At 45.6% G+C, this 21,874-nt stretch carries 20 protein-coding genes and 1 pseudogene; 3 read left to right on the top strand and 18 right to left on the bottom strand.

Annotated elements, in window-relative coordinates; all coding sequences use genetic code 11:
* Positions 1-22: 22 nt before the first annotated feature.
* The 6 genes from RJ41_RS11995 to RJ41_RS12020 form a co-directional block, all read right to left on the bottom strand.
* Positions 23-1,003, bottom strand: coding sequence for a histone deacetylase family protein (locus RJ41_RS11995; RefSeq protein WP_052235458.1), 981 nt, complete (start codon positions 1,001-1,003; stop codon positions 23-25).
* Entirely contained in the window at positions 993-2,840 is a 1,848-nt protein-coding gene (locus RJ41_RS12000) for a bifunctional acetyl-CoA hydrolase/transferase family protein/GNAT family N-acetyltransferase (RefSeq protein WP_039221012.1), read from the bottom strand. The genes RJ41_RS11995 and RJ41_RS12000 overlap by 11 nt, the downstream gene beginning before the upstream one ends.
* 238 nt (positions 2,841-3,078) lie before the next feature.
* Positions 3,079-3,576 carry a YqiA/YcfP family alpha/beta fold hydrolase gene (locus tag RJ41_RS12005; RefSeq protein ID WP_039221014.1) on the bottom strand — a complete coding sequence of 166 codons (498 nt, stop codon included), beginning with the start codon at positions 3,574-3,576 and terminating at the stop codon, positions 3,079-3,081.
* Between the two features lie 58 nt (positions 3,577-3,634).
* Entirely contained in the window at positions 3,635-6,733 is a 3,099-nt protein-coding gene (locus RJ41_RS12010) for an efflux RND transporter permease subunit (protein ID WP_039221016.1), read from the bottom strand.
* Positions 6,734-6,754: 21 nt separating this feature from the next.
* A complete protein-coding gene (locus RJ41_RS12015; RefSeq protein WP_039221020.1) occupies positions 6,755-7,900 on the bottom strand; it encodes an efflux RND transporter periplasmic adaptor subunit in 1,146 nt (381 codons plus the stop codon).
* Between the two features lie 312 nt (positions 7,901-8,212).
* Positions 8,213-8,884 (bottom strand): DNA-J related domain-containing protein, encoded by a 672-nt coding sequence (locus RJ41_RS12020; protein ID WP_039221022.1) that lies wholly within the window; start codon positions 8,882-8,884, stop codon positions 8,213-8,215.
* A gap of 78 nt (positions 8,885-8,962) precedes the next feature.
* On the opposite strand from RJ41_RS12020, the pseudogene RJ41_RS12025 reads away from it, so the two are divergent.
* Positions 8,963-9,680: pseudogene (locus RJ41_RS12025) on the top strand (DUF1499 domain-containing protein).
* A 126-nt stretch (positions 9,681-9,806) separates the two neighbouring features.
* On the opposite strand, the gene RJ41_RS12030 reads toward RJ41_RS12025, so the two are convergent.
* Both RJ41_RS12030 and RJ41_RS12035 read right to left on the bottom strand, forming a co-directional pair.
* Entirely contained in the window at positions 9,807-10,124 is a 318-nt protein-coding gene (locus tag RJ41_RS12030; protein WP_039221025.1) for a DMT family transporter, read from the bottom strand.
* A gap of 109 nt (positions 10,125-10,233) precedes the next feature.
* Positions 10,234-10,836 carry a LysE/ArgO family amino acid transporter gene (locus tag RJ41_RS12035; RefSeq protein WP_039221028.1) on the bottom strand — a complete coding sequence of 201 codons (603 nt, stop codon included), beginning with the start codon at positions 10,834-10,836 and terminating at the stop codon, positions 10,234-10,236.
* A gap of 218 nt (positions 10,837-11,054) precedes the next feature.
* On the opposite strand from RJ41_RS12035, the gene RJ41_RS12040 reads away from it, so the two are divergent.
* Positions 11,055-11,939, top strand: a complete 885-nt coding sequence (locus RJ41_RS12040; protein ID WP_039221030.1) for an ArgP/LysG family DNA-binding transcriptional regulator — start codon at positions 11,055-11,057, stop codon at positions 11,937-11,939.
* A gap of 138 nt (positions 11,940-12,077) precedes the next feature.
* Here RJ41_RS12040 and RJ41_RS19385 read toward each other — a convergent pair whose 3' ends face one another.
* The 4 genes from RJ41_RS19385 to RJ41_RS12055 form a co-directional block, all read right to left on the bottom strand.
* The gene (locus tag RJ41_RS19385) at positions 12,078-12,341 is read right to left on the bottom strand and encodes a diguanylate cyclase domain-containing protein (RefSeq protein WP_240485792.1); all 264 of its coding nucleotides are present in this window, start codon (positions 12,339-12,341) and stop codon (positions 12,078-12,080) included.
* Between the two features lie 23 nt (positions 12,342-12,364).
* Positions 12,365-12,634, bottom strand: coding sequence for a hypothetical protein (locus tag RJ41_RS19390; RefSeq protein WP_052235460.1), 270 nt, complete (start codon positions 12,632-12,634; stop codon positions 12,365-12,367).
* A gap of 448 nt (positions 12,635-13,082) precedes the next feature.
* The gene (locus RJ41_RS12050) at positions 13,083-14,255 is read right to left on the bottom strand and encodes a diguanylate phosphodiesterase (protein ID WP_039221033.1); all 1,173 of its coding nucleotides are present in this window, start codon (positions 14,253-14,255) and stop codon (positions 13,083-13,085) included.
* A 161-nt stretch (positions 14,256-14,416) separates the two neighbouring features.
* Entirely contained in the window at positions 14,417-14,725 is a 309-nt protein-coding gene (locus RJ41_RS12055) for a hypothetical protein (RefSeq protein ID WP_039221036.1), read from the bottom strand.
* A gap of 212 nt (positions 14,726-14,937) precedes the next feature.
* Here RJ41_RS12055 and RJ41_RS12060 point away from each other — a divergent pair, with 212 nt between their 5' ends.
* A complete protein-coding gene (locus tag RJ41_RS12060; RefSeq protein ID WP_039221039.1) occupies positions 14,938-15,405 on the top strand; it encodes a hypothetical protein in 468 nt (155 codons plus the stop codon).
* Here RJ41_RS12060 and RJ41_RS12065 read toward each other — a convergent pair.
* The 6 genes from RJ41_RS12065 to RJ41_RS12090 all read right to left on the bottom strand — a co-directional run bounded on the left by RJ41_RS12065 (position 15,402) and on the right by RJ41_RS12090 (position 21,873).
* Complete coding sequence (locus RJ41_RS12065; protein ID WP_039221041.1) at positions 15,402-16,583, bottom strand: BaiN/RdsA family NAD(P)/FAD-dependent oxidoreductase; 1,182 nt, start codon at positions 16,581-16,583, stop codon at positions 15,402-15,404. The two genes, RJ41_RS12060 and RJ41_RS12065, sit on opposite strands and share 4 nt — an antisense overlap.
* 2 nt (positions 16,584-16,585) lie before the next feature.
* The gene (locus RJ41_RS12070) at positions 16,586-17,617 is read right to left on the bottom strand and encodes an ABC transporter ATP-binding protein (RefSeq protein ID WP_039221043.1); all 1,032 of its coding nucleotides are present in this window, start codon (positions 17,615-17,617) and stop codon (positions 16,586-16,588) included.
* The gene (locus RJ41_RS12075; protein ID WP_039221047.1) at positions 17,617-19,137 is read right to left on the bottom strand and encodes an ABC transporter permease; all 1,521 of its coding nucleotides are present in this window, start codon (positions 19,135-19,137) and stop codon (positions 17,617-17,619) included. Before RJ41_RS12075 ends, RJ41_RS12070 begins: the two co-directional genes overlap by 1 nt.
* Positions 19,134-20,168 (bottom strand): extracellular solute-binding protein, encoded by a 1,035-nt coding sequence (locus RJ41_RS12080; RefSeq protein WP_039221049.1) that lies wholly within the window; start codon positions 20,166-20,168, stop codon positions 19,134-19,136. Before RJ41_RS12080 ends, RJ41_RS12075 begins: the two co-directional genes overlap by 4 nt.
* A gap of 9 nt (positions 20,169-20,177) precedes the next feature.
* Positions 20,178-20,987 carry a hypothetical protein gene (locus RJ41_RS12085; RefSeq protein WP_039221051.1) on the bottom strand — a complete coding sequence of 270 codons (810 nt, stop codon included), beginning with the start codon at positions 20,985-20,987 and terminating at the stop codon, positions 20,178-20,180.
* A 412-nt stretch (positions 20,988-21,399) separates the two neighbouring features.
* Positions 21,400-21,873, bottom strand: a complete 474-nt coding sequence (locus tag RJ41_RS12090; RefSeq protein WP_039221054.1) for a peroxiredoxin — start codon at positions 21,871-21,873, stop codon at positions 21,400-21,402.
* Between the last annotated feature and the right edge of the window lies 1 nt (position 21,874).

Below are 21,874 nucleotides of genomic sequence, written 5' to 3' on the forward strand. Positions count from 1 at the left end.
TGAGGCTAGATAACCCGTCGTCCTATTGTGCTTCTTCGATAGGACGACTCATGCCTTTTAGGTGGGACACTACGCTGCGGCCTAACGCACTTAAATCATAGCCGCCTTCTAGCATACTTACGATACGACCTTTGCAACATGTATCAGCAACGACGCGAAGCTGTTGACTTACCCAGAAATAGTCATCTTCTACTAGGCGTAGGTGAGCCATTGGGTCTTCAGCGTGAGCATCAAAGCCTGCAGAGATAAAAATCAGTTCAGGCTGAAAGTTACGCAATGCATCAAACCAATGCTGCACTTTTTCTCTAAAAACGTCTCCTGTTGTGCCGGCTTCCAGCGGTACAGAGAGAATATTACTTGCCGATACCGGCGAGCCACTATGCGGATAAAAAGGGTGCTGAAAACTGCTACACAGCATAATGCGCTGGTCGCCAGCTACAATTTGCTCGGTTCCATTTCCGTGGTGCACATCAAAATCGACAATGGCTACACGTTTCAGCTGATAGTTTTGAAGTGCGTAGCGAGCAGCTATAACAATGTTATTAAAAATACAAAATCCCATAGCACTATCGTATGTCGCGTGGTGTCCTGGTGGCCTAGTGGCACAAAAGGCTTGCCGGTCATTGCCATCCATTACCCAATCGACAGCATTACACCCTGCACCAGCCGACTCAAGCGCAGCGTTTAGGCTGTGGCGCATTAAGCCAGTATCTTCATCTAACCATGCCACGTTATCTTTGTTTTCTGAATACAGCGTTTTTTCGTGGTCGTTAAATATAGATTGAGCCGCATGCTCAAACACACTTTTTACATAATATGGGTCGTGCGCTAGTTTCAGGTAGGATTCGGCAATAGGCGTAGCGTCAGCATGTTCACACACCATATCTAATCCTGAAGAAAGCAGTTGGTCGTCAATCGCAAACAAACGGTCTGGCGACTCGGGATGGTCTTTGCCTAAATCGTGTTTAGTGCCGTGCTTGCCACGAAATATTTTAATTGTCATGCAGTGATGCCACGTCTAGTACTAACTCTATATCACTGGGGTCGCCAGTAAATTTTCGTTTAAATTTGGCTTGTTCGAAAATAGCGATCATGGGGCTATTATCGCCACGCACGTAAGCCATCATTTTCGCAATGCCTCTTATTTTTGCTACCGTGATAAGCTCGTTTAACAAGCGGCTTGCCATGCCTTTTCCTTGCTGGGTTTCCCGAGTGACAAAAGCAGCTTCACAGGTATTGTCGTTTGGGTTGTAGTAGAAGCGCCCCACCGCGTGAATGGTAATGCGCGAGCCTTCTTGTCTTACTATGCATAACGCTGCATCAGAGCTTTGATCCACAGACACCAAGTTACATGACTTTTCACGCGACATTTGTTTCGGGTCGTAGTTGTAGCGCAGCCTTAACGTTTCTTTAGTATGGGAATAGAAAAATTCTTGCAGCCGCCTTTCATCTGCAGGATTAAGCGGGCGCATGTAAAATGTTTCACCCTGTATATTGAGCTTTTTAAGCTGAATAGCCCCTAGTTCCGGAATATCTGTGGGGTACTTTTCTTGATAATGGGGCACCCAGTAATGCTGACGCACTTCTTCTAATAGTGCGGCACGGAATTTAGGGTGAGCCACGCGAATAAGCTCTAACGCACGCTCTCGAATGCTTTTCCCTTTAAGCGATGCTATGCCGTATTCGGTAACTACATACTGTACATTACCTCGCGAAGTCACAACCCCCGCCCCTTCGCTTATGCGCGGTGTAATACGAGAAATGGTTTCGTTCCTTGCAGTAGAAGGCAGCGCTATAATCGCTTTCCCACCTTTGCTGATAGACGCGCCCGTTACAAAATCTACTTGCCCGCCTATGCCACTGTAAAAGTCATAGCCCAGTGAATCGGCCACCACCTGACCGGTTAAATCCACTTCAAGTGCACTGTTTATAGCGACCATATTGTCGTTCTTAGCAATATTGGTGGGCTTGTTTACATAACTACTCGGGTAAAACTCGATGTGAGGGTTACTATCAATTAAGTCGTAAAGCTTGCGGGTGCCAATAGCGAAGCTAGTAACAATTTTACCGGGGTGGAAAGTCTTCTTCTTGTTGGTGATAGCGCCAGACTCCAACAGTTCAATAATACTGTCGGTGAGCATTTCGCTGTGAATACCCAGGTCTTTGTGGTTACACAGATATTTAAGGGTGGCACTCGGTATTTTCCCAATACCAAATTGCAGCGTTGCGCCATCGTCCACCAGCATTGAAACATACTGACCAATTCGCTCCGCCACCGAATCGATAGGCGGCGGCGATACTTCAACAAGCGGCTCTTCGGCTTCTATGCACGCCGTTATTTCACTAATATGGATGTACGAGTGACCGGCGGTTCTTGGCACCTGAGGGTTAATTTGAGCGATCACTTTTTTGCTTTGTCTGATTGCTGACATAGCTATATCTACAGCCGGGCCTAGCGAGCAGTAGCCGAATTCATCGGGAGGGCTTACATTAACCAGAGCAGCATCAAGCGCCAGCGTACCATCGCTAAACAAGCTTGAAATTTCAGAGAGGAAAACAGGGGTGTAGTCGGCGCGGCCTTCGTCAACGGCTTTTCGCATGGCCTCACCACCAATGAAAAACGTGTTGGCTTTAAAAAGGTTCTTATACTCGTCTTTTACCCATCGGGTGTCGCCTAAGGCCAACATATGTACCAGTTCAATGTCGCTGAACCCTTCGCTATTGTCAATCAGATGCTGTACCAATGCGTGCGGTACTGCCGCATTTCCCCCGACAAAGACACGACAACCCGACTTTATTAGCGACGACCATTGCGGCGCTTGAGGTAAGTTAAATGCCATTTCCTTCTGCCCCGTGTTAAGCAATGCCCCATCATGCCATAAATATAGGTAATTTTATGTATTAACCCCCACCTGAATATAAGCGATTAGTCTTACCTTACAAAACAAACCAGTAGTAACAAAAAAGCCTACTCATTAAATAAGTAGGCTTTAAACATTGGCGATCTTTTTGACGCAACAAATATTACGCCGGTAGCACCGTTTCAAAAGGTCAGCTCCCTGTGTGTAACACTATTCACTAGTAGCGAAACTTCTCCAGCCAATTTCTGAAAAAGGGTGAAATTACTGATTTACTATTAGCTAAGCGATGACCATCGTTAAGCAATAGCAACTGAGCTTTTTGGTGACGTGCATACTTAAGGCTGTTTTCAATAGGTACGATGTCATCATTCCAACCATGCACCAAGCTCACATAACCATCGTACGGGAAGCGTTGAATCTTGTAGTTGGGCAAGTAAAGCGCAGGCGCCATCAAAAACACGCCTCTGGCTGAAATCTGACTGGCGGCAGCAAGTGATACATAACCGCCCATGCTCGAGCCTACTAACACAACGTCATTACACTTTTCAGCGATGGTTTCTTTTAATCGCTCTAGGCGGGCTTCGGGACAGTCGAGATCTTGATAATCGATACTCTCAACACCAAAGCCCATATCGTTTGCTACATTCGAAAGCGTGGTTATCTTACTGCCCCATGGCCCGCTTTCTTTACCGTGAGAAAAAACAACGGTGGTCATTACCAATATCCCTCTGTAAAAAATGAAAAGTTTTTCCCCACTCTAGCGTACTTACTCGTTATTTGTCTTCCTTATGAAATAGTTTTTCTACCATAACGTAGAACATAGGAACGAAGAATATCGCTAGAAAAGTCGCTGCAAACATGCCGCCCATTACCGCAATACCAATAGCGTTTTGGCTTGCTGCACCTGCACCACTGGCTAATGCTAATGGCGTAACCCCTAAGATAAACGCCATTGACGTCATCAAAATTGGGCGAAAGCGCTGAGATGCCGCATTAGAAACAGCGGTCATCAGGTCTTCACCGTTTTCGTACTGCTCTTTAGCAAACTCTACGATAAGAATGGCGTTTTTCGCCGCTAAGCCTACGGTAGTTAAAAATGCGACCTGTAAATACACATCGTTGGGCAGGTTAAATATGAAGGCCGCGGTTACCGAACCTAAAATACCTAAAGGCACAACAAGCATTACCGCAAAGGGTACCGACCAGCTTTCGTACAACGCCGCTAAACACAGAAAGACAACCAAAATAGAAATGGCATAAAGCATAGGAGCCTGAGAACCCGCCTCTTGTTCCTCATAAGATAAGCCTGACCACTCAATGGCAAAACCAGGAGGCAGCTGTTCAACCAGCTTCTGCATTTCAGCCATGGCTTCACCTGACGATACGCCTTTTGCCGCGCTCCCCTGAATATTAACCGAAGACAAGCCATTAAAACGCTCTAGCTTGGGCGAGCCGTACACCCACTCTGTTGTTGAGAATGTACTGAAAGCTACCATTTCTCCGTCGCTGTTGCGCACAAACCACTTATCTAGGTCTTCAGGCGTCATACGATGGGGAAGATCTGCCTGCATATACACACGCTTAATTCGGCCTTTATCAATAAAGTCATTCACGTAGCTTGAGCCCCAGGCGATTTGCAGTGCGTTATTGATCTCACTTAAATTCAAGCCAAGTGCCGATGCTTTTTCGCTATCAATGTTGATTTTAAACTGGGGCACATCGCTTAAACCGTTAGGGCGGACACCTGCCAGTTTCGGGTTCTGAGCAGCCATACCTAACAGCTGATTGCGCGCATTCATCAGTGCCTCATGGCCATTTCCACCACGGTCCACCAGCTGCATGTCGAAGCCCGTTGCGTTACCTAATTCCATAATAGGTGGCGGCACAATTGGAAACGCTGACGCATCTTCAATCTGGCTAAATGCGCCAAACGCTCTACCCATTACAGCAAAGGCCGAGTTGTTTTCGTCACGCACACTCCAGTCATTGAAGTTTAAGAATGCCATACCGGCATTTTGCGCTTGCCCCGCGAAGCTAAAGCCCACTACCGCAAACATTCCGTTTACCGCTTCTTGTTCTTGCTCAAGAATGTAATCTTCAACCTGCTTAATGGATTCTAGGGTACGCCCTGCTGTCGCGCCCGGAGGTGTGCTTACCAACACCATCATTCGACCTTGGTCTTCATCTGGCAGAAAGGCTCCAGGAAGCTGGCTAAAGATAAATACCATTCCACCCACCAGTAAGCCGTATACAACGAAGTAGCGCTTAAAACGCTTTGCCATGTGGTTAGTTGTTTTCTGATAGCGGTCGCGTCCTTTGTTAAAGGTGCGATTAAACCATCCAAAGAAACCTTTATTCTTGTCGTGTTCCTCTGAGTGCTGCTTCAATAAAGTGGCACATAATGAAGGCGAAAGCACAATAGCAACCAGCACTGAGAATGCCATAGCTGAAACAATAGTTACTGAGAACTGTCGGTAAATAGCTCCGGCTGAACCGCTGAAGAAAGCCATAGGAATAAATACCGTTGATAGTACCGCGGCAATCCCCACAAGTGCACCGGTGATTTGCGACATAGACTTCTTCGTCGCTTCGGCAGGCGGCAAGCCTTCTTCTTCCATGATGCGTTCAACGTTTTCTACAACAACAATAGCGTCATCAACAAGAAGACCGATAGCCAACACCATAGCAAACATGGTCAATACATTGATACTAAAACCAAAGGCCAGTAACACCGAGAAAGTCCCAAGTAGAACAACAGGTACAGCAATGGTGGGAATAAGCGTTGCGCGCCAGTTTTGAAGGAACAGCAGCATCACCAAGAACACTAGTACAACCGCTTCGATAAGCGTGTGAACCACTGACTCGATAGAAAGCTCAATAAAAGGCGAACTGTCTACTGGGTAAACCACTTTCACCGTATCAGGTAGGTTTGAACGCAGCTCTTCAACTCGGGCTTTTACCGCTTTGATGGTGTCTAGCGCATTCGCACCTGAAGCAAGGCTTATCGCCATTCCTGATGCAGGCTTGCGATCATAACGGACAATAACGTCATAACTTTGCGCACCAAGCTCAACTCGTGCAACATCACGCACGCGAACTTGTGAACCGTCTGTGTTCACACGAAGCACGATATTCTCAAAATCTTCTACGGTTTGAAGGCGGCTCTGCGCTTGAATCGTGGCGTTTATTTGTTGATTTTCGATGGCAGGTAAACCGCCCAACTGCCCCGCTGACACGTCGGTATTCTGCACTTGTACTGCGCCCTGCACGTCTGTAGGCGTCAAGTTATAGCTGTACAGCTTATCTGGGTCTAGCCAAATTCGCATTGAACGCTGTGCACCGAATACTCTTACGTTACCCACACCGTTAACCCGAGAAATAGGGTCACGGAATTGGGAAACGAGCAGATCGCTTAAGTCGTACTGCGTCATTGAGTCGTCTTCAGAGTAAAAGCCTACCGCCAATGCAAACGCGCTGTTTGCCTTAGTCACGGTTACCCCTTGTTGCTGCACTTGTGTGGGCAACAGTGGTAATGCCCCCTGCACCTTGTTCTGAGTTTGCACCTGTGCAATATCGGGGTCAGCACCAGGCTCAAAAGTGAGCGTGATAGACATGCTGCTGTTAGAGCTGCTTGCAGAGAAGTAACGAAGGTTATCAATGCCTGTTAGGCTTTGCTCAATAACTTGTGTTACCGAGTTTTCGACAGTCTCTGCAGATGCACCTGGATACGTTGCTGAGATAGTCACCGATGGTGGCGCTACCTTTGGGTATTGTTCAATGGGGAGTGAGGTAATTGCCAACACACCCGCCATCATTGTAATAATCGCCAGCACCCATGCAAACACGGGCCTGTCTATAAAAAAACGAGCCATATTACTTAAATTCCTTGTTTGCTATCGTGAGCCACGTGATGAAGGTTGCCATTCTGATGGGTTAACTTTGGCGCCAGGCTTTACCTTCTGATAGCCAGTCACAATGACTTTTTCGCCTTCGTTCACGCCATTTAGCACAACGTACTGGTCACGGTATATCTTGCCGATTTCTAAGGTTCGGCCCTCTACCTCATTGTTTTGGTTCACTACATATACAGAGAGCGAACCATCTGGCTGACGCGTAGTAGCTCGCTGAGGAACAAGAAGCGCATTCTCACGTCCCGTAATAACGTGGCCTTTTACAAACAAACCAGGAAGCAACACGCCATCAGGATTAGGCATTTCAGCGCGCAACGTTACCGAGCCTGTACTTTCATCAACCGTTACTTCAGAAAATTTAACGCTACCTTTTTGTTCGTAGCGCTTGCCAGTGACTTCATCTACGGTCAACTCAACATCCATTGAGCCTTGCTTACGCATAGACTGACGAAGTGTAATGATAGATGCGCCAGATTCCTGCATGTCGATATAAACAGGGTCCAATTGAGTAATAGTGGCTAACTGCTGTGCTTGATTTGTGGTAACCAGCGTGCCTTCGGTAACATATGAGCGGCTAATTCGACCGCCTATGGGCGCGTAAACCTTGGTGTAGCCCATATTAACTTTAGCAACATCAACTGCCGCTTCAGCCACACTTATCGCTGCTTGCGCTTGCTCTTTTTGCGCAATAACATCGTCATATTCTTGTTTGCTCACCGCATTTTGTGCCACAAGGTCATCGTAACGTCGCGCTTTGGCTTCCAATGTTTTTAGATTTGCTTGAACACTCTTAAGGTCAGCTTTGGCACTGTTCAGCTGTGCTAGGTAGCGCGCTTCATCTATTTGATATAGCTGCTGCCCTTTTTCCACATATGCGCCTTCTTCAAACAAACGTTCAGTGATAACACCATCCACCTGAGGTCGCACTTGCGACTGGCGCGACGGACTGACGCGGCCTGGCAACACCATTTCATGCACTACAGGTTGTTGTTTCAGCGTAACTACCGATACTGATGGAGCAGGCATGCCTTGCTGAGCACCTTGCTGTGCTTGCTCGCCTTCGTTCGAACACCCAATAACACCCAAAAGGGTTATTAATGCTGCTGTAACATAAAAAATGCGGCTCATAAAATTTCTATTTCCCAATAACTTTCATACAGAGCACAGCCATGGTTCTGTATCGTTAAATTAAACGTTAGTTGTGCTTCCAATGCGCCGAGTTACCCCAATCCCTACGTTCGGGCAAGAAGAGGATAATCGGAAAAGACGTGGCATAGCTAAGCGATCATTAATACGAATCTACGCGCTTATAGGTCATATTGTGCGCATTTAACGATAATAATAAAAGCCAATGAAGGCGAAGTTACCGATGTTGTCGGTCAGTTACCGATGCCTATGTACATTATGCGAATAATACGAAGCTAATAGGCAACACATATTCTATTTAGACGAATAGTAACGGCTAAGAACTTGATAAGCGTGGATAACTGACTGTGCTTCTTGTTGCGTTCCACCTTTATCTGGGTGAGCGGATTGCAGTCTGCGTTTGTAAACATGTTTTAGCTGCACAAGTGTGACGGGCTCGCCTTCGGACAGCCCAAGTACAGTGTGAGAAGTGCTGATATCTTCTTGGTCATGCCTGCTATTACAGCCACCCGACATCCTTTGCCAAAATGCATTTAGCAATGTGTCTACGGTTTTACGGTCAGTTTCTTCAAAATTACCCCAATCTAGATAATACTCAGCAAGTGCATCATGGTTTTGTAACGCCGTCACCGCTTGTTCATCATTACTATGAGCTGGGACACTCTCATCAAAATTATTGAGTTTTATGCCTAGTGCATGAATCTCTAACACACCTTCATTTTGCTCTATCCAATACTGCTTTAACTGATACAGTGCATGAAACAGAATAAAATGCGTTTTAAAAAGCATAAGCGGGTCGCGCAGCGCATCTTCATCGAACAGCTTATAAGGCGCTTTTTTTAATAGCTCAATAAGCGCATACTCAGAAATACCGTTAATAAACAGCGCTTTTTGCGTCGATAAAACATCAACAAGAAGTTCAGCTTGCAATGCGTGTATATTTCTGGCGTCCGGTTGTGTATTCAAACCTAGTACCTATTAATTAACGTCGGTAGAAGAAGATAAACCAAGCGGTCAAACTAAAATAACAACCTTGGAGTTCCCTTGAAAGCACTCATTGCCCTTACCAGTATTGTTGGTTTTTTAATGGTGGTTTTACCTGGACCGCTATATCAGTACGCCGGTGTTAGTTTAGGTACTGCATTTACCTCACTTCGTTTTGGCGTATATGTAGGCGGCGCAGCGTTAATACTAATTATTCTGCAAGTATTGATTAATCGCAAAAGCGTAAACTGGGGTAGTACACTTGTATACGCGATTTTATCGTTAGTAGCAGTTGGCATGCCCGTTAGCATGATGAGTAAAGCGAGCGCCGTTCCCCCCCATTCACGACATTACCACTGACGTAACAAACCCACCTGAGTTTGTTGCCATTGCACCACTTCGAGAAGGCGCACCAAACTCCATTGCCTATGAAGGTGGTGAGGTAACCAAACAGCAGCTTGAGGCTTATCCTGAAATTAAAACTCAGCGACTTCCTCAACCTATAAACGAAGTTTACATGGCTGCAGAAAAAGCCGTTGTAGCGCTTGGGTGGGAACGAGTAAGTGAAGGCGCAATCCCTAACACGGTAGAAGCAACCGATACTACCGCTTGGTTTGGCTTTAAGGACGACGTAGTCATTCGATTAACCGCCAAAAGCGATGACACCCTTGTAGATGTTCGCAGTAAATCGCGAGTAGGTAAAAGTGACTTGGGTACAAACGCTGAGCGAATTGAGACTTTCATGGCTGAACTAAGGAACCAGTTGGGTTATCACTAAACCAACCTAAAAAGCGCAGCAACTATATAAAAGCCCGACAGTGAATCGCTGTTGGGCTTCTTCTTTTTATCAATCTATCGAATGAGCTAAACACGGTCATCGAAGCCAGGGTTCGGTTTTGTTGTACTAGTGCGCGAGTTTAAGTACCACTACGCCGGCCACAATAAGCGCCACGCCGAAGTAACGGGCTAGCGACGACGGGTCGCCGTAAAACATCACGCCTACCAAAAACGTGCCCGCTGCACCTATACCTGTCCATACGGCGTATGCGGTACCTATAGGAATTTGTTTTTGTGCCATCCAAAGGCAAAAACCACTGGTAACCATAAATCCTATCGCCAGCAATATTCCCATTACACGGGTTTCCGCCTCTTGCGACATTTTTAGTCCTACGGGCCATCCAATTTCCAATAAGCCCGCAACGATTAAATAAATCCAGCTCACTTATATATCCTTAAAGTTACTTGTTTTGGCTTATCGGTAGAATATACCTGCACGGCTATAGGATGATATTCAATGCATCTTAGCATGTTGCTATTCAGCGTTTTTCTTACTAAAGGCTAGCCAACTGAATGCTGACCATACCTAATACTGCTGCGTTTAAACGGTTGAACCAGCGCCAAAAGTTGGGACGCTGCATGTGGTGGGCAAAACGCGCTGTCAGCGTGCTCAACCCTATAAACCACACAATCGATGCCCCAATCGCACCGCCAACGAACCACCATTTGTTTTCTTGCCATTGGCTCGCCAAATTGCCCATCAACAGCAAAGTATCTAAATAGAAATGTGGATTTAACCAGGTTACCGCTAACGCAATAAGTAGCGCTTTTTTAAACGACAGCTGCTTTTTTGCCATTTCTAATACAAGAGCGTCATTTGCCAGCGAAGACTTTATCTTGTTAAACGCTATCCACAATAAAAACGCTACGCCAGCCCATTTGGTCACCGTTACTAGCATTGGGTACTCCTGAAGCAACAGGCCAAAGCCCATGGCACCCAAACTAATAGAAATGGCATCGCTTAAAATAAAGAGTAAAACAAATAGCGAGGTCCATTGCCTTTTCATCGACTGCTCAATCAGAAAGCTATTTTGCGCGCCTACTGCGATAATAAGGGTACCGCCCATCACGAAACCACTCGTTGCTGCCGCCAACATGATAAATGCCTCTTCGAATAAAGAATTGAATAAATATTTCTATGCACGTTTCTTGCTTTGATTTGCGGCACTTGCCGCTTAACGTGGGATCTGAATATCCCAGCAAGAAACTTAACTGACGCTATTTTATACACCTTGCACCACTTAATTAAATTAATGATACTTGTGTTGCATAAGCATATTTAATATTTTTAACGTTCATTTCACAGGCTACAAAAATGTTAGATTACGACGCACTTCGGTGCTTTCATGAAGTATTGCGCTATGGCGGCTTCGAAAAAGGAGCACAGGCATTAAATCTTACACAGTCTGCCGTTTCGCAAAAAATTAAACGGCTAGAACAAAGTGTAGGCGGGCCTGTTATGGTGCGAACAAAGCCTCTTAGAGCAACGCCGCTGGGAAAAGAACTGCTTGCGCACATCCAGAAAGTGAGTGTATTGGAAGAAGCCCTTAACATCAAAAGCGGCTTAGAAGCTTCAGCAGCCCCTATTAGCGTGGCGGTGAATAATGATGTACTTGCTACTTGGTTTTCACAAGTTATGGCGGCGTTTAGCGATAAACGCGCTAACCCCGTTCACATCGTCAATGCTGATCAAACACAAACTAGAGACATTCTTCAGCAAGGTCGCGTTATGGCATGTATTAGCCAAACGGGCACGCCCGTTACTGGCGGTCAGTCGATAAGGCTAGGTACCATGCGCTATCAGCTTTTTGCGTCGCCGCGTTTTATCGAACGATATCTTCACAAAGGCGTGTCGCCTGATAGTGTGATGAAAACACCAGGCCTATTGTACGATGAGTATGATGTTACATTACTTACTGACTATCAAAGAGAGTGTTTACATATAGCACCTTCGTTCACCACGTGCCACTGGTACCCATCGTCTCACGGTTTTGTAAAAATGGCGGTGGATGGTGTGGTATGGGCGTTACTTCCCACATTACAGGTTGTGCAAGAAGTGAAAGAAGGAGAGCTCATTGCACTTTTCCCTGATAAAGAGCTAGGCGTTCCTCTTTTTTGGCATTGGACTACCCTTGAATCGGCCGCCCTTGCCGACCTGACAAAAGCCGTAAAACAGGTCGCCAAAACACAGTTAAAATAACCTGCTATTGAGAGCTAGACATGCATTTGTCAGTTTTATGTTTCTCTTTAATACTGTACATCAACTTGTCGGCTTTAGTTAATAAGCTCGATAAATCTTTGCAACGACTTGCAAGACATTGTCCCCTGCGTTATGCCCCTACTGATCATTAATTTCCTTGAATTTATCAATATCAATGAAAAGTAATGTTAGATAGCCGCCCTCCTTGTGGAAGTTATTCAACAGAGATTGCGCTCCCCCTTCCCAGCCACTGCGGTTAAGCACGTTGCATAACGAGTCAGTAGACGCGCGCTTAAATGCACTAAGCCTGTCATCATCGAGTTTTTTTACTTTCCTTGATGTGGCAATAGCAAAAATAAAGGCCTCGATAGTAATACCCACTATAAGAGAATATCGATACATGAATGCCGAGGCGTCTACGAAAACTAAACGAAAAAGCTGTAAGAATAAAAACCTAGGCTTTGCATGCTAGTTCCCAGCATGCCTACATATAAGGTCAGAGCCAAACAAAAGCCAATAAATAGGCTCATCATGAGCGTGTGGACCGACACATATTTTTGAAAATCACCAAGCGGCGTTACCTTAAACGTCACGCTGCGTTGAACCTGTGCATTAATATCAAGGTATAGGCGGTTGTTCGAACTGTCGATAGTGTATGCTTCAAACGCGCTAGGTAGCCTTTGCACTTTGCGCATTTCACTATCGTAGAGCTGGTTGTAATTTATATAGTTGCGTGGAAAATAAAGAATATGTTGCGCATCCAGGTTACACGTCAGCTTGAGGCGCTGATCTCCTGGTTGTAAAAGTATGGTTGAAGCACCCCCATCTACGCTACCTTCAAAGTAGCACTAAGCAAATGTTTGAGCACTTGCTGCATATAAAATTAGCCCGATAAATAAGTGAATAAAATTACGCGACGCACGCCATGTCATAGACTAGCTTCCCACTGGAACTACAGCCAAATCCGTGTAGCAAAAATATCCCTGTACGACTATTACATTAAGATATGTATGATTGGTTATAATTAGGTATAAGAACCAACACACGTTAATCTTAGTTTATAAATTTCAGTTCGCTAAACAATTTGCTTTTGAACACTCAAAACTTACATTAAGAGATAAGAGACTGTGAGTTAAAAGTACGTCAGACGTTGAACGAAATTCCCTTTACGCCGTTAAGTTTAGGTTTAGCAAATAAGTACCCCTGAAAACGCTGAACACCCGCATGCTGTAACCACAACCATTCATCTAAGGTTTCTACTCCCTCGACCACTAATGGGATACCCATTGAATTCGCAAACTCAAGTACGGCTTCTGTAATAGCCTGTCTATGTCCATTTTCATGAATACCAGTGGTGATTTTTCTGTCTAGTTTTATTTTGTCGGGCGAAAAATCTGCGAGTAATGAAAGCCCAGCGTAGCCTGCGCCAAAATCATCAATGGCTATACGAATACCGAAAGAACGAATTTGTTCAATTGCATCATGAAAAACACTACTTTCTTTGATTATCTCAACCTCAGTTACCTCTACGACTAACTGCTGGGGGTGAAGTCCTGATTGAATAACCAAGCTATGCAAATATTCGCCTACATCTGCTCTATGAGTGATAGCACCGGGGCATAAATTTATCGACAATGATTGTTCAGAATTGATCAGTGCAGCTCCCTGCTTGATGGCAATAGCTTTCGTTTCCAAGTCAAACTCGTACTTTTCCGCCCCCTCTAGACACCCAATAATATCCTCGGGGTACTTACCATCTTCGCTTCTAATTAGCGCTTCTATTGATGAAATTCTTTCTTTACTGGTGTCGACAATGGGCTGAAAGGCAAACTGAATAGGTGAATCACGATAAGGTGCAACGTCCCTATCTAGTGTACTTACATTGACCTTAAGATTTTTGCGGTCTTCATTACTTAAACACGTCCGCCATTTACCAGAAGCAAAACTATTAAGAAGTGCAAAAATCCGGCTTTCCCGGTTTAAAATAATATCTGGTGGCAGCCAGTAACAACTGCTCCCCTCTACCACTGTTAAGGCTCGCAAGTGCCAATCACCAAAATCTCTCTTATGGACAACGACTTCTGTAACCTTCACCACATTCTCGTGCCGACTATCATTTTTTATGTGTTCAAAGAGAAAATCAACGGGCTCACCCTCGCCTTCAAGTACCTGGAAGAAATACTCTCCGTCGAAAAGTAGAATCCCCGTTATGTTATGACGTTCATTAAAACGTGAAGAGTCAAACGTGATTTTTTGTAAATCTGCTTCATCTATGTGACCGGTAGAATGGCTTCTATAAACTAACTGTTTTAGCACATGACTTCTCTTTTACTTCAAACTCTAATCCTTTTAAAAGTTAGGCTGGTGCTGTCACTTCCAGTGACATCCATTTATAGGCTTTGTGTGACAGCCCCTGTCGATAATCATAGTAGTAAAAACGCCGTTTTCACAAAGTAAGTTCACAACTGAAGGTTTATTTAACGACGCTCAATAGCAGGTATTGCAAAGTAGGCATCTAAGTCTGACTCTTTTAGTGCATCGAGTTTGCGCTTTCTCTGAGCTCTTTCGTCAATGGTTTCCCCAAATACTTCTATATGTAGATCGGCTATTAGGGCTTTACCTTCTTCTTTGCTGATCAAGCCCATTAGTTCACCGGCGTGCATAAAGCCTTGCACTCGATACTTTTCTGCTTCTACCTTTTTGCCTTGCTTGCTCGCGTTGTAAAGGTTTACAAGCTGCGTTTTGCAAGCGTCGATAAATATGTGTTTTTCGTTTTTGTTTTGCATTCCTGCATTCCTTCTAATAGCCCCACACACAATAGCGATTTTTGATCTTATTAGGTAGCGCAATCGCCGTCCGCTTGGAATTAAAGTGCATGTACTATGAAAAGGTACAACTAAAGTTCATTGGTGAGAAAGTCATAGTCCGTCTACGCTTTGAACAGTGCTAGAAGTTAAATCTTCTAGGAAGTCACAAATAAACGTAAGCGAGCATCATTATGCGAGTAAGAATAGCTTTAGGCTTGGTCACTGCCTTGGCATTTGCGCCTGATGTTGGAGCAAAGGGAAGTGCTCATCATTGGGAAACGTCTCCCCACCACTTGTCTGCTCTTGTGGGCACTACCTACACGAAAGAGTGCGGCAACGCATTTACCTTGGGCATCGATTACGAGTATCGACTTAATGACTTTCTCGGTGTGGGGTTTGTTGCCGAATACGCGTTTGAAGATTTAGATGCCTACACCTACTTGCTTGTTGCCGATCTTCACATTACTAATAACTTTATTGCTCAAATAGGTCCGGGTGTTGAGTTTCACGGCAGCCATAAGATGGAAGTGGCACGGTTAGGCTTTTTGTATGAATTTGAAACCTCTGGCTTTACCATATCACCGCAGCTTCATTACGATTACCATCGAAACCACAAAAGCGCAGTGGTTGCAGGTCTGGCCATTGGCATGTCGTTTTAAACCACTTGCCCAGCTGCCCAGCCGCTACTCCACGCCCACTGGAAGTTAAAGCCACCGAGCCAACCGGTAACGTCAACCACTTCGCCAATGAAGTACAGGCCTTCAACATTTTTTGCCATCATGGTTTTTGATGATAGGTCATTGGTATCTACACCGCCTATAGTAACCTCGGCAGTGCGATAGCCTTCTGTGCCATTGGGCTTTATGTGCCAATTCTCTAAGGTGTCAGCAATGGCATCGCACTCGCCGTGAGTAAGCTGTTTCACCGGCACGTTGCGCCAACTATGATACTCAATAAGGCTCTGTACCATACGCTTTGGAAATACTTTATTTAAACAGGTAGCAAGCAATGCATCTGGCGTCTCTGTGCGTGCAGTTTGTAGAAACGCCGTAGCATCATCATTAGGTAGCATATTGATACTTAAGCTGTCACCCGCTTCCCAATAGCTGGAAATTTGAAGCATGGCAGGGCCGCTTAACCCTCGGTGGGTAAAAAGCATCGCCTCTTTAAACGTGGTGTCGTTACAGCTGGCATATACATCAACTGCGATACCGCTAAGCTCTGCCAGTGTTTCTTTGTCTTTATCATGCAAGGTAAAAGGCACAAGAGCCGCGCGAGTGGGTAATACATTAAGACCGAATTGTTCGGCTATTTTATAACCGAATGGCGTCGCCCCCAGTTTTGGCATACTTAAGCCGCCGGTCGCGATAACTAAAGACTCACAGATGTATTCGCCATTCGAAGTGGTTAACAAGTACCCACTTTCAACTTTTTCTACACTTGTGATTTCACAGCGTGTAGTAATAGTCACGCCCGCTTTATTGCATTCGTTAAGCAACAAATCGACGATGTCTTTGGCGCTGTCATCACAAAACAATTGGCCCAAAGTTTTTTCATGATAGGCAATACCGTGCTCGGCAACCAAACCAATAAAGTCCCATTGGGTATAGCGACTTAGTGCTGACTTACAAAAGTGAGGGTTTTGCGATAGGAAATTGGCAGGTTCTGCATACATATTGGTGAAATTACAGCGACCGCCCCCTGACATAAGGATCTTGCGGCCGACTTTTTTGGCATGATCGAGCACTTCTACGCTGCGCCCGCGCGCGCCTGCTTGTGCCGCACAGAACAGCCCTGCTGCACCTGCACCAATTACTATAACATCGCGCTTAATCACAATTAACCTCTAGGAAAAACGGCCAATGGATGTGTGGTAATTAACTGCACTAAAGCACGAGCTCCAGGCTTAATGGCGTTTTCATGACTTACGCGTACTTTTAGCTCATCACCGCTGTCTAGCATAACTGCATAAAGTCGGCTTTCGCCTTCATAACGCACCCACTCCACTGTGCAGTTAGTTTCGCTAAGTGTCGCATCTAGACTTAAGTCGTCAGGGCGCACCAACAAATCTACATTGCCGTTAGCACCTTGAAGCGGCGTGCCTGGCACGTTTCCAATTTCAGTAACCACTGTTTTGTCTGTATTTACTGCGCTGCTATCGAATGTGGCACTTAAGAAGCTCGCTTCGCCCATAAAACGCGCAACAAAACGGCTTGCTGGCGACGAGTAACAGGCTTCAGGGGTGTCTAATTGCTCAAGCACACCTTTATTCAGTATACCCACTCTATCGCCAACGCTTAGCGCCTCTTCCTGATCGTGAGTTACCCAAATTGCTGGAACGCCTGCCTTTTTAAGCGCATCGCGAATTTCCCAGCGCAAGCTGTCTTTTAACGCAGCATCTAAGTTTGAAAGGGGCTCGTCTAGCAGTACGAAAGAAGGTTCGTGCGCAAGAGTTCGCGCTAGCGCAACGCGCTGCTTCTGACCGCCAGAAAGACGTGCAGGTTTAGCATCACGGAAGTTATCTAAACCCAACAGTTTCAGCCAATGATCAGCAAGCTTAGTGTCTTTTAATCGAAAGCATACATTTTGCTGGACGGTAAGGTGTGGAAATAACGCAAAATCTTGAAACACCATGCCCACATTACGCTTTTCAGGCGGCACGTGTTTGTTTGCTGTACTTTCCCATTCACCTAGGCTCATAGCCCCTTCTGAAATAGGAATAAGCCCAGCCAACGCTTGCAAAATAGTGGTTTTACCACAGCCGGTTGGCCCCACCAGCATCAGGATTTCGTCTTGTCCAAGCTCAAGATTTAACTTGTCGACAACGCGGGTAGACCCATAATTCACAGACAAATTATTTACACTAAGCATTACGAACGATCATCCTCGGTAACGGTAAACTGGGCTTTTCTTTCGCCCGACAGCATGAGAATTAACCCCACACCTGATAATAAAACAAGTAAAAGCCCTGGCACGGCTGCGCGGCCAAAGTAACCCGCTTCGTAAACACGCCACATATAGGTAGCTAAGGTTTCAAATCCTGTAGGTCCTAACATAAGCGTTGCAGGTAGTTCGCGCATGGCCTCTAAGAACACAAGCGCTGCACCCGCAATCATACCACGAAGGGTTAACGGCAGCGTAATTCGCATAAATGCCTCACGCGGGCTAGCGCCCAGCACGCGAGCAGCTTTTACCAGACCTGAATCAATATTCTCAGCCGTACTTCTTACACTTCCCACAGCAAGTGGGATAAAGCGCAGTACATAAGCCATCACAAGCAGACTTAACGTTTGATAGAGCGCGGGCAACTGCAGGCCAACATAAACAAGGGCTGTCCCCATTACGATACCCGGAACCCCAAAGCCAAAATAAGTAATGCGCTCCATAAAGCGTCCAGCTTTTCCGGCAATAGCGGCGTGAGCTACCGGAATGGCGAGTAATACAGCAACAATTGCTGCAATAAATGACGCATGAGCTGAATTCCACGCATAGCTTAATTCAAAGCCACCAGTTCCTTCACGTACTAACCACAGCGTGAAGATAGCAAGGGGAAGTACAATAGCCATAAATACCACCGGCATAGTAGCCAACAACATTAGGTTTCGCTGCCAGCGAGCAGGAAACAACGATAAATGCTTACCTGGGCGCTCTTGAGCGCCACTAATACGACTTTCTATAAATAGAATAAGCCCAACAATAACCATTAGCTGAAGGCTCAGCATGGCGGCTTGACTAAGACCGAAGGCGTTATACTCAACAAAGATAACACGGGTAAAAGTATCAAAGCCCATTATTGCAGGCGTACCAAAATCGGATAACGCATAAAGTGCAGCAAGGAGTGCCCCTGCGGCAACGCTATTCACAACACGCGGTAAAACCACTCGCCATAAGCTTGCGCCTAAGGTTAACCCTAGCGTGCGCGCCGCGTTAACCAAGCTTGCATCTAAACTCAGTAAGCTTGAACGGGTTGTCATCATGACGAATGGATAAGTATAAAGGCTCATGACCAGCGCAGAGCCCCAAAGGCCGCTGATAGGTGGCGTGCTAATTCCCAGTACGTTTTCAATCTCGCCACCTGTGCCAAATGAAAAGTACATCGCAAATGCGCCAATGTAGCTTGGTAGTGCTAATGGCGCGGCAAGTAAAATGAGCCAAAACCGCTTAAATGGCATCTGCACATAAGCGGTTAAAAAGGCAAGCGGTACGCCGATAAGTACAGAGCCAATAATGGTAAGCACCACCAATGACACCGTGTTCGCTAGTACCCTTAAGTTATGAGTATCAAAAAGTTGCGCACTATCTTGAGCTAGAGAAAACAAAACGCCGACGGGCAATAAAGCCATCAGCGCGATAAGAAGTGCCAGTGGATACGACTTTGGCCAATTTGTCACAGTACGCCAACTTCCCTCATAAGATTAAGTGTAGGGCGTAAGTCAGCCAGTTTACGAAGGTCCATTTCAGGCGGTGACAGCGTGCTTAGGTCAGCTAAGCCTTGCGGCTGTTCAACCCCTTGAACCAGAGGTATTTCGTAGGCTTCGCGAGCAAGATAAGACTGAACTTCGTGCGAAAGCAGATATCGAATAAAGTTAACCGGTAAGTCACCGTCGCTTAATGCAACAATACCAGACGCATTTACTAGGCAACCTGCGTCGCTTTTACTGTACGCAAGCGCTACGTTTGCATTCAGCTTACCTGATTTAAGGCGAAGCGTGTAATAGTGATTCGCAAAGCCAATATCTACTTCGCCACGTTCAACGCCCATCACTACACCAAGTTCACCAGCGTACTTTTTTGCGTGCTTATTAATGCCTTTAAGCCACGTTTTGGTCGCTTTATCGCCCTCTAAAATGCGCATAGCGGTAACAAAAGACTGGAACGACGAATAAGCCGGCGCCCAGCCAATTTTCAAATCGCTATCGGCTAATGCCATCACGCTTTCAGGGATTTGTTCGGGTTTAACGCGCTCAGTGTTATAAGGCAGCGTTCGCACGCGGCCTGTAACCGGTGACCAGCTAGGGTATTGGAAATCTTCTCGAAGCTGCGCGCGCAAATCGTCGGGTAACGGCTTTGCTGCGCCTGCATCAGTGACAACGCCAATTGAGCCTGTATCTACTGCCCAGAATAGGTCAGCGCGCTTAACGCCCGCCTTGGTTTCGGCAACGATGGTGTTTGCCAATGCTGCGGACCCGCCGCGTCTAATTTTAAGATTTAGCTTTGGATTGCGCTTTTCGATGGCCTTTAGAACATTCTCGTACAAACCGCCTTCCCCACGCCCCAAATATAGGGTGAGATCACCTTCTAATTTTGGCAGTGATTCAACTGACACACTGCCAGTTTGGGTCATAGCGTGAACAAAACTAAGCGGCAAGCCAGATAATGCACCGGCTGCTGCTAAGCCTTGTAAGAATGTTCTACGTTGCATACACCTTCCTTAAAATACGTCTTTACGACTTTGTTCTACTTCAACCAAAAGTGCGCGAGCGCGGTCAAGTTTGGCCTGCATAGACTCTACGACCTTACGAACTGAATCAACGCCAGTGTCTTTTGAGATAGCTTGTGGAAGCGTTACGTTAAAGTCTTTTTCCAAGTCTTCAACCAAAGCTGCGTTTTTCGCAATCAAGTCACCTTCCACACCTTCAAATCGTTGAAGGTAAGTATCGTGAACGAGTGTAGTTGCTACTTCGTGAAGCTGTTCCGCGTACTTAGCAACAACACGATCAAGACGTGTTTTAATATCGTCGATAACTTCAGGGCCTGTGGTAGGTTCTTTTTCGGTGGTTTGAACCTTGTTCACTAAACCTTTCTTTTGATACTGGGACGCAAGTTTAACTGCGCCTAACGCCTGCCACAAGGCATGATTTAGCTTCTCTTGCTCTACTCGCACTTCAGCAACCGGCTTACCTTCGTCGATAGCGACTTTCACACCGTAAATGCCCTGCCAGATAGAGGCGTAAATGGGCACGTATTGGGTTTCAATGGCCGAGTGAAAATCGACTTCTTCCCAATATTCAATAAGCGCATCGGTTTTCAGCGACTTATCTTTTGCTTCATACGCGTCAACAACACTGCCAAATTTGCTTTCTAACCAATGTACCTCTTCTGTGTATTCACCGATGTGCGCGTGAAGATTGTTCACGTGATCGCCAATGGCACCGTTAGCAAGCGCCTGAGAAGATAGCATCGAGAAAGTGACCGCAGAAGCCAGTACCAAAGCACTCATTTTTTTCAGTGTTGTTGTCATAATTATTCCTAAAACATTTGTCTTTTCGCGCAAATGATACTTATTATCATTAAGCAAGTAAAGGTAACTAAACGATGCTACATGCTACGTAACGCAGTGTCTTAGCCTTTAATTTCTTATGCCTTCTGACACAAAAGAATGCGTTATAGTTCATTAACCCTTGCTGAACACTCTGATATTCAACGCAAATAGCTATTTGCAAGATCATAGCTTGGTTACATTTTAATGAAATTAACGACCAAGTATACGCATATGTAAAGTATACCAATCTGCGATTACCAACATTTTAACTTTCGCTGAGCGGATAACTATCTATGCGAACCGGTATTAATGAATACTCACAAAAAACTAAACGAAAAAAGCCCGCAACCTCTGTTGCGGGCTTTCAGTATTTACAACGCCTTTCGTGAAATTAAAGGCTATCTAACATGGTTTGGGCATCGCTTACATCGAAACGACCTGGATCTTCAACGTTAAGCTTTTTCACTTCACCATCTTCTACAAGCATAGAGTAGCGCAGTGAGCGCAAGCCACCGAAGTTGCTAGTATTCATATCTAAGCCAATTTGCTTTGTGAAATGACCATTGCCATCAGCAAGCATAATAATTTCTTCAGCGTTATTCGCTTTGCCCCACGCATCCATAACGAACGCATCGTTAACAGACAGGCAAATGATGCTATCTATCCCTTTGGCTTTAATTTTGTCTGCAAGCGCCACATAGCCCGGCAAATGAGCTTGTGAACAGGTTGGCGTAAACGCCCCTGGTACTGCAAACAACACAACGCGCTTGTCCGAGAAAAGTTCATTAGTGCCTGGGTTTGTCACTTCTCCATTGACTAAAAGACCGAAATCCACCTCGGGCAAGGTGCTACCAACTTGTATCATG

This window comes from Alteromonas marina (assembly GCF_000808575.1).
GTDB lineage: Bacteria > Pseudomonadota > Gammaproteobacteria > Enterobacterales > Alteromonadaceae > Alteromonas > Alteromonas marina_A.